16 protein-coding genes are annotated in these 14,864 nt (G+C 29.9%); 8 read left to right on the plus strand and 8 right to left on the minus strand.

Translation table 11 applies throughout. The annotated features are described in order from the left end of the window. Positions 1 to 15: 15 nt before the first annotated feature. The 3 genes from ABXT66_RS00185 (at position 16) to rpmB (ending at position 3,124) form a co-directional block, all read left to right on the plus strand. Positions 16 to 1,617, plus strand: coding sequence for a lysine--tRNA ligase (locus ABXT66_RS00185; protein WP_443643652.1), 1,602 nt, complete (start codon positions 16 to 18; stop codon positions 1,615 to 1,617). Between the two features lie 7 nt (positions 1,618 to 1,624). Then, the gene (locus ABXT66_RS00190) at positions 1,625 to 2,746 is read left to right on the plus strand and encodes a quinone-dependent dihydroorotate dehydrogenase (RefSeq protein WP_443643653.1); all 1,122 of its coding nucleotides are present in this window, start codon (positions 1,625 to 1,627) and stop codon (positions 2,744 to 2,746) included. A gap of 72 nt (positions 2,747 to 2,818) precedes the next feature. Then, positions 2,819 to 3,124 (plus strand): 50S ribosomal protein L28, encoded by a 306-nt coding sequence (gene rpmB / locus ABXT66_RS00195; RefSeq protein ID WP_443643654.1) that lies wholly within the window; start codon positions 2,819 to 2,821, stop codon positions 3,122 to 3,124. Here the strand turns inward: rpmB and cobT are convergent. From cobT to ABXT66_RS00210, 3 genes are read right to left on the minus strand one after another with little or no spacing between them, the layout of a single operon-like run. Then, positions 3,121 to 4,950 (minus strand): cobaltochelatase subunit CobT, encoded by a 1,830-nt coding sequence (cobT, locus tag ABXT66_RS00200; RefSeq protein ID WP_443643655.1) that lies wholly within the window; start codon positions 4,948 to 4,950, stop codon positions 3,121 to 3,123. The two genes, rpmB and cobT, sit on opposite strands and share 4 nt — an antisense overlap. An 8-nt stretch (positions 4,951 to 4,958) precedes the next feature. After that, the gene (locus ABXT66_RS00205; RefSeq protein WP_443643656.1) at positions 4,959 to 5,969 is read right to left on the minus strand and encodes an AAA family ATPase; all 1,011 of its coding nucleotides are present in this window, start codon (positions 5,967 to 5,969) and stop codon (positions 4,959 to 4,961) included. Positions 5,970 to 5,992: 23 nt separating this feature from the next. Next, positions 5,993 to 6,532, minus strand: a complete 540-nt coding sequence (locus tag ABXT66_RS00210; protein ID WP_443643657.1) for a J domain-containing protein — start codon at positions 6,530 to 6,532, stop codon at positions 5,993 to 5,995. Between the two features lie 101 nt (positions 6,533 to 6,633). On the opposite strand from ABXT66_RS00210, the gene ABXT66_RS00215 reads away from it, so the two are divergent. After that, positions 6,634 to 6,915 carry a BolA family protein gene (locus tag ABXT66_RS00215; protein ID WP_443643658.1) on the plus strand — a complete coding sequence of 94 codons (282 nt, stop codon included), beginning with the start codon at positions 6,634 to 6,636 and terminating at the stop codon, positions 6,913 to 6,915. On the opposite strand, the gene ABXT66_RS00220 is transcribed toward ABXT66_RS00215, so the two are convergent. From ABXT66_RS00220 to ABXT66_RS00230, 3 genes are read right to left on the minus strand one after another with little or no spacing between them, the layout of a single operon-like run. Then, complete coding sequence (locus ABXT66_RS00220; RefSeq protein WP_443643659.1) at positions 6,908 to 8,182, minus strand: HlyC/CorC family transporter; 1,275 nt, start codon at positions 8,180 to 8,182, stop codon at positions 6,908 to 6,910. The two genes, ABXT66_RS00215 and ABXT66_RS00220, sit on opposite strands and share 8 nt — an antisense overlap. After that, positions 8,182 to 9,315, minus strand: a complete 1,134-nt coding sequence (gene aroB / locus ABXT66_RS00225) for a 3-dehydroquinate synthase (protein WP_443643660.1) — start codon at positions 9,313 to 9,315, stop codon at positions 8,182 to 8,184. The genes ABXT66_RS00220 and aroB overlap by 1 nt, the downstream gene beginning before the upstream one ends. Next, positions 9,312 to 9,896, minus strand: a complete 585-nt coding sequence (locus ABXT66_RS00230) for a shikimate kinase (RefSeq protein WP_443643661.1) — start codon at positions 9,894 to 9,896, stop codon at positions 9,312 to 9,314. Before ABXT66_RS00230 ends, aroB begins: the two co-directional genes overlap by 4 nt. Positions 9,897 to 10,043: 147 nt before the next feature. Between ABXT66_RS00230 and ABXT66_RS00235 the strand changes: the two genes are divergently transcribed. The 4 genes from ABXT66_RS00235 to ABXT66_RS00250 are packed head-to-tail and all read left to right on the plus strand — an operon-like array spanning position 10,044 to position 13,768. Then, a complete protein-coding gene (locus ABXT66_RS00235; protein ID WP_443643662.1) occupies positions 10,044 to 10,184 on the plus strand; it encodes a hypothetical protein in 141 nt (46 codons plus the stop codon). Next, positions 10,171 to 11,838 carry a hypothetical protein gene (locus tag ABXT66_RS00240; RefSeq protein WP_443643663.1) on the plus strand — a complete coding sequence of 556 codons (1,668 nt, stop codon included), beginning with the start codon at positions 10,171 to 10,173 and terminating at the stop codon, positions 11,836 to 11,838. Before ABXT66_RS00235 ends, ABXT66_RS00240 begins: the two co-directional genes overlap by 14 nt. An 11-nt stretch (positions 11,839 to 11,849) precedes the next feature. Then, a complete protein-coding gene (locus ABXT66_RS00245) occupies positions 11,850 to 12,821 on the plus strand; it encodes a tyrosine-type recombinase/integrase (protein ID WP_443643664.1) in 972 nt (323 codons plus the stop codon). 2 nt (positions 12,822 to 12,823) lie between these two features. After that, positions 12,824 to 13,768, plus strand: a complete 945-nt coding sequence (locus tag ABXT66_RS00250; RefSeq protein WP_443643665.1) for an acetyl-CoA carboxylase carboxyltransferase subunit alpha — start codon at positions 12,824 to 12,826, stop codon at positions 13,766 to 13,768. Here ABXT66_RS00250 and ABXT66_RS00255 read toward each other — a convergent pair. Then, the gene (locus ABXT66_RS00255; RefSeq protein ID WP_443643666.1) at positions 13,754 to 14,587 is read right to left on the minus strand and encodes a carbon-nitrogen hydrolase family protein; all 834 of its coding nucleotides are present in this window, start codon (positions 14,585 to 14,587) and stop codon (positions 13,754 to 13,756) included. The genes ABXT66_RS00250 and ABXT66_RS00255 overlap by 15 nt on opposite strands. Position 14,588: 1 nt before the next feature. Then, positions 14,589 to 14,852 (minus strand): glutaredoxin 3, encoded by a 264-nt coding sequence (gene grxC / locus ABXT66_RS00260; protein WP_443643667.1) that lies wholly within the window; start codon positions 14,850 to 14,852, stop codon positions 14,589 to 14,591. Positions 14,853 to 14,864 lie beyond the last annotated feature (12 nt).

Consider the following 14,864-nt stretch of genomic DNA (forward strand, 5'->3'; position numbering starts at 1 on the left):
AACAGAAATAAATTTATGGATAATTCAGAAATATATAAATTAGCTGAAAAATCAAATTCTTGGGCCTTTGTTGAAGCTAGAAATTTAAGAGATAGATTGAATAAGTTAGGTTCGTCGGCAGGTTTAGATGGAGAAAATCCAGTTTTATTTGAAACTGGATACGGTCCCTCTGGGTTACCACATATAGGTACTTTCGGAGAAGTAGCCAGAACTAACATAGTACGTCATGCATTCTATATCTTAACTGGTAGAAATACAAAGTTAATATGTTTTTCAGACGATATGGATGGTTTTCGTAAAGTTCCTGAAAACGTACCAAATCAAGATTTACTTCAAAATTATTTAGACCAACCCCTTACCAATGTCCCAGATCCTTTTGAAAAGTATGATAGCTTCGGATCTCACAATAACGCTAAATTAAAAGAGTTTTTAAACCAGTTTGGTTTTGAATATGAATTCGTCTCTGCAACTGATTGTTATAAAAGTGGAAAATTTAATAATGCTTTAAAAGAAATCTTGTTACATTATGAAAGTATAAAAAATATAATTTTACCTACTTTAGGCGAAGAAAGAAAAAAAACTTATAGTCCTTTTTTGCCAATTTGCCCTAATTCTGGGAAAGTTTTACAAGTTAATATAGAGTCTATCAATAAAGAAAGTAATACAGTTAGTTATTTAGACGATAATACTAAAGAATTAGTAACTGTTTCAATTCTAGGAGGGTCGTGCAAGTTACAATGGAAGTGTGATTGGGCTATGCGTTGGTTTTCATTAGGAGTGGATTATGAAATGGCAGGCAAGGATTTATCAGAAAGCGTAATTCTCTCAAGTAGAATTTTAAAAGTTCTTGGTAAATCCCCTCCATCTGGTTTTTCATACGAGTTGTTTTTAGATAGTAATGGTGAGAAAATTTCAAAGTCTAAGGGTAATGGGCTTTCTATTGAAGAATGGTTAAGATATGGAACCCCAGAATCTTTAAGTTTATTTATGTATACAAATCCCAAAAGAGCAAAAAAGCTTTACTTTGACATTATTCCTAAAACAACCGATGAATATTTTTCTCATTTAAAAAAATATGAAGAACAAACTGCTGAACAGAAAATTGAAAATCCAGTTTGGCATCTTCATAATGGTCAACCGTCTAATGTAAATTTTCCAGTTACTTATACATTATTATTAAATTTAGCATCAGTTTGTCATGCAGAAGATATTGATGTTGTTTGGGGTTATGTATCAAGTTATGCTCCAAATTTGAAAAGATCTGCAGAGTTAGATTCTTTAATACAATTAGCTGTAAACTACTATAAAGAAAAAATTGAACCTTATAAAAAATATAGATTGCCCGATCAGAAGGAAAGAAAAGGTCTTATTGAATTAGTTCAAATCCTCAAAACTTTGGATCATAATACCTCATCGGAAGAAATTCAGTCAATCGTATTTGCAATTGGAAAAAAACTTGAGTATCAAAATTTGCGTGATTGGTTTAAAGGTTTATATGAAACAGTTTTAGGTCAATCAGAAGGCCCTAGAATGGGAAGTTTTATTAAGTTATATGGAATTGAATCAACAAAATTATTATTAGAAAAGGTTCTTGAAGGTCATTTAACAAATAAATAGGTCAAAAATGATTTGGAAATTTTTTACTTTTTTAGTTCGTATATTAGATCCTGAAAAAGCTCATAATATTACTTTGTTAGCTTTGAAATATGGTTTGCATCCAAGGCTACAAAAAATAAAAATTAAAACAAAAATAAATAATTTAGAATTTGCAAACCCACTTGGAATTGCTGCAGGCTTTGACAAAAATGCTGAAGTAATAAAAACAATACATTCTTTGAATTTCGGTTTTACTGAAGTTGGAACAATTACTCCTATATCACAATATGGAAATCCAAAACCTAGAGTATTTAGGTTGGAAAAAGATAAAGCCATAATTAATAGAAATGGTTTCAATAATTTGGGTATGGAAAAAGCCAAAAAAAAATTAGAGAATTATAGAAGAAAATTTCCTGTGGGAAGTGAGTTTCTTGTTGGCGTTAATATTGGACCTAACAAAGACAGTATAAATAGATTTAAAGATTATGAAGTTCTTTCACAAAACCTGTCAAGTTTTGCAGACTACATTACGATTAACATTTCATCACCGAACACTCCAAATCTAAGAGATTTCCATGAAGTTAAAAACTTAAAAAAAGTTGTTATGTCTGTGAAAAATGGAATTTTAAGATCTAAGAATACCAATTTAATTCCCGTTTTTCTTAAAATTGCTCCTGATATTACTCCAGATGATTTAGAAGAAATTATTAAGGTTTCAAATCAAGAAATTATAACTGGTCTTATAATATCAAATACGACAATCGATAGAGAGCAAGACCTTAAGTCCTTTAACTCTAAGGAGTTGGGAGGATTGTCTGGAGCACCATTATTTTTAAAATCAACTAATTTACTATCTTTAGCTAATCAAATTATAAAAGAAAATAATTTGAAACTTTATTTAATAGCTGCAGGAGGAATTTCTGATTGTCAATCTGCGTACGCAAAAATATTGTGTGGGGCACATTTAATCCAATTATATACATCAATGACATATGAAGGTCCTTTGGTTGCAAATAAAATAATAAAAGGCTTATTGATGTTAATGAAAAGGGATAACATTCTTAATATTGATGATATTAGAGGAATTATAAAAAATCCAGAAACAGCAATGAAAATTGCATTTGAGGGTTTTAAGCAATATAAAAGTTGATCACTTTTCATTTTGCTTGACCTTTTTAAAGTCATAATTTATATAGATATCTTATTAATTTAGGGGTCAAGAATGTCTAGAGTGTGTGAAATTTCTGGTAAGAATGTTATGAGTGGCAATAATGTAAGTCATGCTAAAAATAGAACTAGAAGAAAATTCTTGCCCAATCTACAAAATGTGAAATTATTCAGTAAATCTCTAGATAAATTCATTAATATGAAGATATGTGTTCGTTCTCTTAAGACAGTTGAGAAGAATGGGGGTCTAGACGATTACTTGAAGAAGACAAGTAATAGGGTTTTAGCACCAGAGGCAATAGCTATAAAAAACACAATCTTAAAGCATGTAAAAAAAGATCAAAACGTTAATAAGCTTTAATCTTCATTAAATAAATCAGCTAATTGCTCAGTGAGAGCTCCACCAAGTTGTTCTGCGTCTGTCAAAGTCACAGCTTTATTATAATATCTAGTGACATCATGGCCTATCCCAATAGCAACAAGTTCAATAGGTGACCTGTTTTCTATGAATGAAATAACTTGTTTTAAATGTAACTCAAGATAATTTCCACTATTTGATGATAAGGTTGTGTCATCTACTGGCGCTCCATCACTTATAACCATCAAAATTTTTCGATCTTCTAATCTTCCTAATAATCTTTCATGGGCCCAAATTAAGGCTTCACCGTCAATATTCTCTTTTAAAACACCTTCTCGTAGCATTAGGCCTAAAGAATTTTTTGCTCTTCTCCAAGGTGTGTCAGCAGGTTTATAGATAATGTGTCTTAAATCGTTTAGTCTACCTGGGTAAGAGGGTTTGCCATCATTAATCCATTGTTCTCTTGATTGTCCACCTTTCCATGCTTTGGTTGTGAAACCTAGAATTTCAACTTTAACTCCACATCTTTCTAAAGTTCGTGCCATTATGTCTGCACAAATGGCTGCTATGGTTATTGGACGACCTCTCATAGATCCAGAGTTATCAATTAATAAAGTTACAATGGTGTCCCTGAATTTCATATCTTTTTCCTGTTTATAAGATAGTGGAAATAATGGTTGAGTAATTATTCTAGAGAGTTTTGATGCGTCTAACATTCCTTCTTCAAGGTCAAAGTTCCATGTTCTATTTTGCTTGGCTTGTAATTTTCTTTGAAGTTTATTTGCGAGTCTAGCTATAGCTCCTTGTAAAGTTTCCAGTTGTTTGTCTAAGGTTGCTCTCAATCTACTTAACTCTTCTTCTTCGCATAAGTCTGTGGCGTTCACAATCTCATCAAATTTTGAAGAAAATACTTGATAATTAGAACTATCCTGACTTTTACCTTGATTATGTCCCGCAAGAGGATTGGAAGCAATTTCACCCTCACCTTCACCCTCCTGATCCTCTGAATCTCCATCTTGTGCTTCTCCATCTAATTCTCCCTGATCTTCTTGTGTATCTGCACCTCCGTCTAAGCCAGCTTCCTGATCATCTTCTGATTCACCTTGAGAAGAATTATTATCATCCTCATTTTCATTTTGGTCAGAGTTGTTGTCTTCATTATCATCTTCATTATTACTATTATTATTGTCGGTTTCACCAATATCCGCTTGAAGCGCAGTTAATAACTCTTTTGTTTTTTTTGCAAAAATTTCTTGGTCTTGAGTATTTTCGGATAGTTGATTTAGAAGATTTCCTATCCTACTATTTATCCAAGGACGCCATTTCTCTAGGGATATTGACGTGTTTGACGGTGAATCTGAACCTGTTATTTTTTCTCTTATAACTAAATGAAGTGCATTAACTAAAGCCTCTTTGTCATCGTTGCCAGGAATAGGTAAAACAGCTTCTTTAAATTTTCTTACAACTAGTTCTTGTAAATTATTTTTTACACCTAAAAGTTTTTTAGTGCCTTCAGCTTCTATACGAGCTTCTTCTGCTAATTGAAATATTTGAGAAGAAAGCTCAGATTTAGGAGTTAACTTAGTATGTAAAATTGGATCATGGTATTTTATTTTTAAAGCAATTTTGTCAGCTTCACCTCTTAAACTATTTAATTGCTCTTTATCTAATTCTTTTAATATTTGAGGCAACCTTATTTCTTTTGAAGATAAGTGGCTTGAAGTACCAGAAAACTTGATTTCACGCTCATTATCTAAGTTACCTGAAATCGCTTTTAATGTGGAAGCAGTTGCTATTTGAAATTGAGAATTTTCAGACTTATTAGTCATTTTAGGATTTAATCATCATTGGACTTTTTTGTTTCAATTAGATCTCTACTAAAACATCTTTGATAATATTCAGATACTATCGGCCTTTCCATTTCATCACACTTATTGAAGAAAGTTAACTTGAATGCTAAATCTATATCCTCAATTATATTTGTGTTTTCCGCCCATGTAATCACTGTTCTAGGTGACATTACAGTTGACAGGTCACCTGAAACAAAGCCATTCCTTGTCAGCTCAGCAATTGCTACCATAGATTTAATAGTTTCCTTACCTTCTTTAGAGCTAAAATTTGGTACTTTAGATATAACAATTTTTTCTTCTGCATCTGCATGTAGGTAATTTAAAGTTGAAACAATAGACCATCTATCCATCTGACCTTGATTGATTTGTTGCGTTCCATGATATAAACCTGTGGTATCACCTAATCCAACTGTGTTAGCAGTAGCAAATAATCTAAAATTTTGATGAGGATTAATTACCCTATTATTATCCAATAGCGTTAATTTTCCAGCCACTTCAAGTACTCTTTGAATAACAAACATAACATCTGCTCTTCCTGCGTCATATTCATCAAAAACAATGGCAACTGGGTTTTGAAGTGCCCAAGGTAAAACGCCTTCTCTAAACTCTGTAACTTGCTTACCTTCTTTAAGAACTATGGCATCCTTCCCAACTAAGTCTAAACGGCTAATGTGACTATCCAGGTTAACTCGAACACACGGCCAATTCAATCTTGCTGCAACTTGTTCTATGTGTGTAGATTTCCCAGTTCCATGGTAACCTTGTATCATGACTCTTCTATTGTAACAAAAGCCTGCTAAAATTGCTTTAGTTGTAACTTCGTCAAATAAGTAAGAGTCATCAATTTCAGGCACAAATTTAGTCTTTTCTTTAAATCCTAAAATTTTCATACTTGTTTTAAAACCAAAGGTTTTTTCTGAATCTATAACTAAGGACAGTGAATTAGGAAAAGTGTCTTCGTTAAAGTCCATATTGTTAGTTAAACTAACTTTGTTCATTATAAATTCTCCAGATATAGGTTTTATTTTTTAGTTTCAAGTTTTGTAAAAGTTTTTAAAATTGTTTTATATGCATTAGATATATCAATAAATTTATCCTTATTATTTGTAGATGCAACTGAATTTTGTGTATCTGGATGCCATTTCTTAGCAAGTATTTTATATCTTGATTTAATTTCTTTCAGAGTACTGTCTGAATTAAGTTCTAGAACTTTAAAACAGTTTTCTAATTTTTTATCAATTACTTTATTTTTCTTTATTTGTTTTTGTTCATCAAAGAATTTAAAGGCTTTTTCAAAATCGTGATTTATTGTTTTAGTGCCAAATTTCCAGCTAGGTCTATCCCATGTAACAGATTTTCGTATCTCAACTTCTAGCTCTTCTTCGTTTAAACCAGCAAAATAATTCCATGACTTATTAAAAGCTCTTACATGGTCGATACAAAAATAATAATATTCTTTAAGATTGTTTCTTGATTTAGGTGCAGGATATAATCCTAATTCTTCACAATCAGGACTGTTACAAATTCTATTATGATTTTGTTGGTATTTTGTTTTCAGCATATTACTTCGCTTTTTGTTTTATTAATTATATGATTATGAATTGATACGTGCAACATTGTAATTTGTTTTTTTTAAATATTAATATGTAGTGGAAAAATTTAATGATTAGAAAAAAAAAGATAGAAACAACGATAAGTGAACTTTTTCAACCTTATTTTTTTTCTGTTAAGGATGTTTCAGAACAACATCGAGGTCATCAAAGTTTTAAAGAAAATGTTGAAAGCCATTTTGAGGTGATAATAGTTTCACAAAAATTTGATAATAAAAGTAAAATTCTAAGACATAGAATGATAAATGAATGTCTACAAGAAGATTTTCAGTCCGATCTTCATTCTGTTTCTATTAAAGCTTTCACAATTGATGAGTACAAAAATATTAATTAAGTTTTTTGTCCGAGTTACTTTCAAATTCGTTCCATAATCTTAACTGAGAAATAAAATTACCCTTTTTTTGAAGAATTCTAAACCTAACGTCAAAGAACCTAAACTCTTGCCCAGGCTCTGGAATAGTTTTTGACTCATATAAAACTAAACCAGCAATAGTATTAGCATTTTGGTCAGGTAGATTCCAGCTAAGTGATCTATTTAAGTCTCGAATAGTAACAGATCCATCAACAATAAAAGAACCATCAGGCTGATTTTTTACTCCCTTAACTGAAATATCAGTTTCATCGTCAATTTCTCCAACTATTTCTTCCAAAATATCTTCTAAAGTAACAATGCCTCTAAAATCGCCATATTCATCGACTACAACAGCAAAATGTTCTCTTCTAGTTTTAAAAATTTCTAATTGATCAAACAATAATGTAGTTTCTGGAGCAAAATATGGTTGAATAACCAATTCAGAAATATTAATTGAATTAATATTTTTAAAGTTTTTTCTTCTTAAATTTCTAAATAATTCTTTCGCATGAAGTATACCTATAATATTATCTGAATTTCCTGAGTAAATTGGAATTCTTGTAAAAGGGCTTTCCCCAACAACTTTGAATATAAATTCAGGTTCAGACTTACTATCAATCATTGTTACAGCGCCACGATGTGTCATTACAGCTTCAATTGTTACGTCGTCCATATCAAGCATACTTGACATCATTTTCCCACGTTCTTTATCACGGCTTTCAGTTCCTGCATGTAATTTAATCATGCCTTTGAGTTCTTCTGTTTTTGCTTCATCATCTTCAATAATTGGTCCAGACACAATTTTTGCAAAACGTTCTGTAATAAATGTTGCTGGTGTTAATATAACAATTATAAAATTGATAATTGGAGCTACTAATAAAGCTGTTTGGTCTGCATGGTTATAAGCGTATGTTTTGGGGATTACTTCTGCAAAAATAACTAGTATAATTGTCAGTAAAATAGTTACAACAATTAAACCATATTCATCAAAAAAATTTATAGCAAAACTTGTTGCGTATACAGAAGCAATAATATTTACTAAATTATTGACGATTAATATTGAGCTAATCATTTTCTCTTTTTTTGCTAATATTTTTTGAATAATAATTGCTCTTTTATTCCCTTGAAGAGCAAGCTGATGAATTCTAGGTTCTGATACCGCAGTTAATGCTGTTTCAGAGCTTGAGAAGAAAGCTGATAATACAATTAAAGATAAGATATTTATGATAAAAAAAACTAATTCAGGCATTATATCTCTTTGTCTATAAAATCAATTAAATGATTAACATTCACATCGTTTTTTATGAAGGATTCTCCAATTTTATTATTTAATATAAAGGTGAATTTATTATTACGTGTTTTTTTGTCATATTTAAATTTTTCAATCATTTCCGGCGTATTAATCGAGAAGTTTTTTATTTCTTTTAAAGAGGTAGGAAGTTTTGATTTCTTAAATATATTTAAAACTCTTTCAACATCAGCCTTTGAGCAAAATCCAGACATATTTGAAAATTTAAAAGCCATACATATTCCAATTGCAACAGCTTCTCCATGTATAATTTTTCCGTCAAAATTTCCAAATGATTCTATTGCATGCCCAAATGTATGGCCCAGGTTTAATAACGCTCTATTACCATTTTCTTTTTCATCTTTTTGTATTATTTCTGCTTTGATTTGGCAGCATTCAGCAATTACTTTTTCAAGTTGAAAACTTTCATAGTTGAAAATATTTTCAAGTTCTAATTCAAGCCAGTTAAAAAATTTTTTATTTTTTATAAGACCATATTTTATAACTTCAGCAAATCCAGCCCTAAATTCTCTTTCTGGGAGTGATTTTAATATATTGATATCTGCAATTACTGCTAAAGGTTGGTGAAAAGATCCAATTAAATTTTTGCCAAGCTTAGAGTTTACTCCAGTTTTACCACCAACAGAGCTATCCACTTGTGACAAAAGAGTAGTTGGAATATTTATAAACTGAATACCTCTTAATAATACCGAAGCCACAAACCCAGCAATGTCTCCAATAACTCCGCCCCCAAAAGCAATTATCACACATTCCCTATCAATTTCATACGATAAAGCTTGCTCAACAATATTTGTTAGTTGTAGCATGTTTTTAGTTTGATCTCCCCCAGAAACAGGTATTAAATTAACTGATAGAGAGTTTTCTTGTATTAGTTTAAAAAAATCCATAAATGTTTTATCTAATACATTTTTAGATGAGAAAAAATTGTCATAAATAATGATAATTTTTTTGTTTTCAATATATTTCTTGAGAAGGTTATTAGCCTTAGTTAAGATGTTATTTCCTACAAAAACAGGGTAAGAAAGACTTTCTATTTCTTTTTTTAAAGAGACATTTATTATTTCCATTTTCATCTATAATCTTTTTTGTTTTGTGGAGATATAAATTGTATCATTTTTTTTGTTATTTGTTTTTGTGTTAGATTATAAGCGTTTAATTGATGATGTGAAAGTGAATAATATTTTACTCTTTTACTCAAAATTTCAGTAATTGATTTTTCAACATTTCCTTTTATCATTGGCCTTTTTGAACCGTCTCCAATACGTTTAATAAGAATATCTGTTGGAACATTTAGCCAAATGACTTTGGTGTTTTTTAACAATAATTCCCGTGAATTTTGATTATCAAAAGCTCCCCCGCCTATGCTAACAATTGCTTTTTCATTCCTACTGATTGCATTATTAATGACAATTTTAATTTTTGCCTCTTCAACTCTCCTAAAATAAGCTTCACCGTGGGATTTAAAAAGTTCTTTTATAGAAGTGTTAAGATCTTTTTCAATTAGGTCATCTATATCATAAAAGTTTACATTAAGACTTTTAGAAACAATATACCCAAGCTTTGATTTTCCTGCTCCCATCATACCAATTATTGTGGTAAGTTGTGCATGGTCAGGTTCTTTGCCTAAATAATTGGTTTCTTGACATGTTAACATGATGACAAAATATCATATTAATATATTAAAGACATTAAATTTATGGAAAAATTTATTAATGATTAATGTATTATAAAAAAATCAGACACTTTAGACAAAAACTCGCCATATTTTGTTTGTAAGTTAAAAATAATATTAGGATTCCTTATGAAAAATTATAAATTTTTATTAATATTTTTGTCTCTTCTCGTTTTAGGAGCTTTTGTTGCTCTTAAATATATAGATATGCCAGCACCTCACAAAGTTCAAATTAAAATATTAGATGTAAATGATAATGAAGTTAAATAAATCTTTAATCAGTTTTTTCAAATATAGTTTTTACTTTATAGTTATAACTTATTTTAATTTTGCTATAGCTCAAGTTGATACGTCTAATAAAAAGGAAGCTTACTCTAATGTTAAAAAACTCAATATTGAAGTAAGTAATCTTGAAAAACCGTCTTTAGGTTCAATTGGAGTTAAAACAAAGTTAAACAATATTATGGGTTTGGATATATGGAAAGATATGAGCGCAACAAATATAGTTGAGCATTTTAGCTATATTCCAGACGTCGTAACTAGTAAAAGCCTTCAAGCTCTTTTAATACAGTTATATTTGAGTTCTTCAAATCCTCCAAGCGGAACATCTGAAGAAATAATTAAATTTTTAGAGACTAGGTTATTTAAATTAAAAAGTAGTGGTCAAAGTGAAAAATTTTATCAGTTAATTAATCAATTACCTGATGGTGAGAGATGGAATATTTGGAAACAGTGGATTATTGAATATGAATTAATTGGACGTCAAGATCAAAAAGCATGTAGTAATGTTTATGAGGGTTCAAAAAACAATTCTAATCACTTTTGGCAAACAGCCAGAATTTTTTGCTTATCAATTAATGATAAAGTAAGTCAAGCTGAATTTATACTTGATTTATTAAAAGTTAAAGGTTTTGAAGACCCTATTTTTGAAAATTTATTTCAAATTATGAACAACGAAAAAGAAAAATTTGAATTAAAAAATAAAGATAATCAAATATTACCTATTCATTTAATTATGATGGATACAATTAAGATACCAATAAAAATCAATTATATTGCTCATTTGGGAATAGAATACACTGAATCTTTGTTGAAACTCACATACTTAACTCCCAAGGCGCGTTCATTCTTATTAGATAAAAAAATTAATTTCACATTTGTGTCCACCGACCAAATTATTTTAGATTACAAATCTGTTAGTGATGGAGTTATAGATATTGAAAATTCTATATCAAATTACAAAAAAACACCAAATGGACAAAGTAGAGCGAATGTTTGGTTTTCTGTCCTAAGTATAAAAGATGAAGTGAAAAAAGCAGAAACGATTTTAAACTTTTTGAAGTTAGAAATGAAGGTTGGTAGATTTTATGATAGTGTTAATTTATACTTGCCAACTCTTAATAAAATTAAAAATTCTTCTTTGACAAAAGAATTAAATGATACAATTAGAAAAATAAATATAGCTTCTAATCCAGACTTATATGATGGAAATAACTTAGCAAATATTCTTATGTTAAAAAAAGATAAAGAATGGGATTGGAATTTGATTTTAAGTCAAAAAGCTTGGCCGATTATCCCTGTTATTGAAAGAGCTGGAATGATAGGGCCTGAAAATATAAAATGGTTAGATTTTATAAATAAGTTCAATCAAAACAGTTTTGATGAGAAAACATATAATAAATGGAACAGAAACTTTGATCTGAATACTTATATATTATCAAAATCTATAGAACAAGCAGCTAAAGAAAATAAAAAATCTTTGACAATTTTGTTAGTAGCTAGGTTGGTCAACAATAATCCTTTTGAAGATTTTGACTTAAATTATTTATTAATTATAAGAAACGCACTTGTAGATATAGGTTTTGAAGATTTAGCAAACAATATTACTTATGAAATAATGACATATAAAATTATTAACTTTTAATAAAAACACCAATGATAAAAGAAACAACAGTTAGAAATGATGTAATAAATAAAATAATCAATATTATTGATATAGAAAAAGGTTTGTCGAAAAATTCAAAAAATGCTTATGCTTCAGATATTATTTTGATGAATGATTGGTTTAGGAAGCAAAATATTAATTTTTTAAACGCTAAGGAAATTGACTTTAAAAATTTATTTTCTTTTTTTAAAAGTCAAAATCTTAAACAGAATTCAATTAATAGAAAATTATCTTCAATGCGCCAATTTTATCAGACTTTACAAGAAGAAGAATATATCCAAAAAAACCCATTAAATAATATTAATAGTTTGAAGAAAGAGAAAAAATTACCCAAAGCTTTATCTGAAGATTTAATTACTTTAGTATTAGAGACCGCTAGAGAAAATTTTACTAAATTAAAAACTGAATCATTAGAAAAAATAAATAAAAGTTTAAGAACTTTAGTGGTACTAGAAATTCTTTATTCTACGGGTATGAGGATTTCTGAACTTCTAAGTCTGCCTTTATCCGATTTTGTAAACCTTAAAGATAAACTTCAAATTAAAGGCAAAGGAGATGTTTATAGGATGGTTGCTTTTAATAAAAAATCATTTTATTACATAGGTTTGTGGTTGAAACATAGGTCCCTTTCGAAAGCGAAAGCTAATAATAAATATATGTTTCCAGAAAAAAATGGTATTGGTCATGTTAGTCGGCAAACCATTTATAAGGATATACTAAATTTGTCAAAAACTATTGGGCTTGAAAATAAAGATATTTCTCCACATAAAATAAGGCATAGTTTTGCTACTCATTTATTAAATCGAGGAGCAGATCTCAGGTCTTTGCAAAAATTATTAGGTCATGCTGATATTAGTACCACTGAAATATATACTTATGTAGAACCTGAAAGGTTACGTGGACTTGTTAGGGATGCACATCCACTTGATAAAATAAATTTTAAAAATGAAGAAAGTTATTAAATATGATTAAACATTTTTTATCGTTCGAAAAACAAGTTTCAGACCTTGAAGGTAAAATAGAAGAATTGCGTCATTTATCCTCAGGTGCTGACATTAATATTGCAGAAGAAATTGGAAAATTGCAAGGAGCAGTATCTGAAGAATTAAGATCAACTTATTCTAAACTAACTGCTTGGCAAAAAGTCCAAGTTGCAAGACATCCTGAGAGACCTCACTTTGAAGATATTTTAAATCATCTAATGGAGGATTATACACCACTTTCTGGCGATAGAAATTTTGCAGATGATAATGCTCTAACTGGAGGCACAGCCTTCTTTAGGGGGAGAAGTGTTGTTGTAATAGGCATTGATAAAGGAAAAGACACAAATGATAGAATTCTAAAAAATTTTGGTATGGCTAGACCTGAAGGTTATAGAAAAGCTATACGTTTGATGCAACTAGCTGATCAATTTTCATTACCAATTCTCATGTTTGTAGATACTGCTGGAGCTTATCCAGGAAAGGGAGCTGAAGAAAGGGGGCAAGCAGAGGCTATTGCTAGATGCATTCAAAAAAGTTTACAGGTTAGTGTGCCAACGATTTCTGTAATTACTGGAGAAGGAGGTTCTGGAGGAGCAGTGGCATTAGCAGTTGCAAATAATACCTTGATGTTAGAACATGCAATTTATTCTGTGATCTCACCTGAGGGTTGTTCTTCTATTTTATGGAGAAGCTCTGAAAATGCTAATCATGCTGCAGAAGCGTTAAAGTTAACAGCTCAAGATATGCAAAAATTTAATATCATTGATGAAATTATACCAGAACCAACTGGTGGGGCTCATAGAGATCCACATTTAGCTATAAAGAAAATAGGTGATGCTATAGAAAACAGGTTAATTAATTTACTATCTTTACAAAAAGATGAATTATTAAAATTAAAAGAAGAAAAATATTTAAAAATTAGTTAAATAACGTTTATGTGACTTTAACGATGGTATTGCTAATCTTGCTTTTTTAACTTCTCCTAAATCAATTATGGTATTAATAAAGCAAACATCTTTGCCAGCATCCGCTAATATCTCTCCCCAAGGTGAAATAATTAAAGAATGGCCAAAACTATTCCTACCACATTGATGATGCCCAGTTTGAGCTGGGGCTACAATAAAACATCCTGTTTCTATAGCTCGAGCTTGCAATAGGGTGTGCCAATGTATGGGACCGGTTGTGTTTGAAAAAGCTGAAGGAACGGTAATAATTTCAGCTCCATTTTGAGCCAAGTCTTGGTACAAATGAGGAAAACGTAAGTCGTAGCATATTGTCATGCCAATTTTAATTTTATTTTTTTGTTCTATAGTTGCTATTATTGCTTGATAGCCGGGTGAGTATGTTTCAGACTCTTTAAATATTTCTCCATTGGGTAATTTTACATCGAACAAATGGATTTTATCATATCTATATAAAATATCACCACCCGGTCCTATTAAAAATGACCTGTTAGCTATTTTATGTTCAAGTTTTATTGGCAATGAACCAATTAAAACATATATTTTGTTATTTTTTGCTATTTCTATAAAAGTTTGTAAGCTAATATTTTCTGCTTCTGTTGTTGTTATTTTTTTTGTTTGTTCAGGGTTACTTTGAAGAGAGGTTGCACATTCAGGTAACGCTATAAAGTTACTGCCATGGTTAACAGCTTCGATTATGAGAGGTTTTATAGCTTTAAGAGTAACGCTCTCTTGTTCTGTTGAGGTATATTGAAGGCACGTTAATGATAGGTTAAAAGACATATTAATTATTAAAAATTTCTAATTTATTTTCTCTTGCAAGCTCATATAAATCGTCACATCCACCAATATGTTCAGACCCTAAAAATATCTGTGGGACTGTAGTTTTGCCATTAGCTTTTAAAATCATCTCTTTTCTTTTGTCATAATCATTATCAATATTAATTTCAGTAAATTCAATATCATAATTACTCAGTAAAACTTTTGCTTTGTAGCAAAATCCACATAAAGAGCTGGTATATATAACAACTTTATTATTTTCATTCATAATGTAATCCTT

Origin of the sequence: Candidatus Levibacter sp. Uisw_134_01 (genome assembly GCF_047717795.1) — a bacterium.
Taxonomy (GTDB): Bacteria; Pseudomonadota; Alphaproteobacteria; order Puniceispirillales; family Marisalimonadaceae; genus Marisalimonas.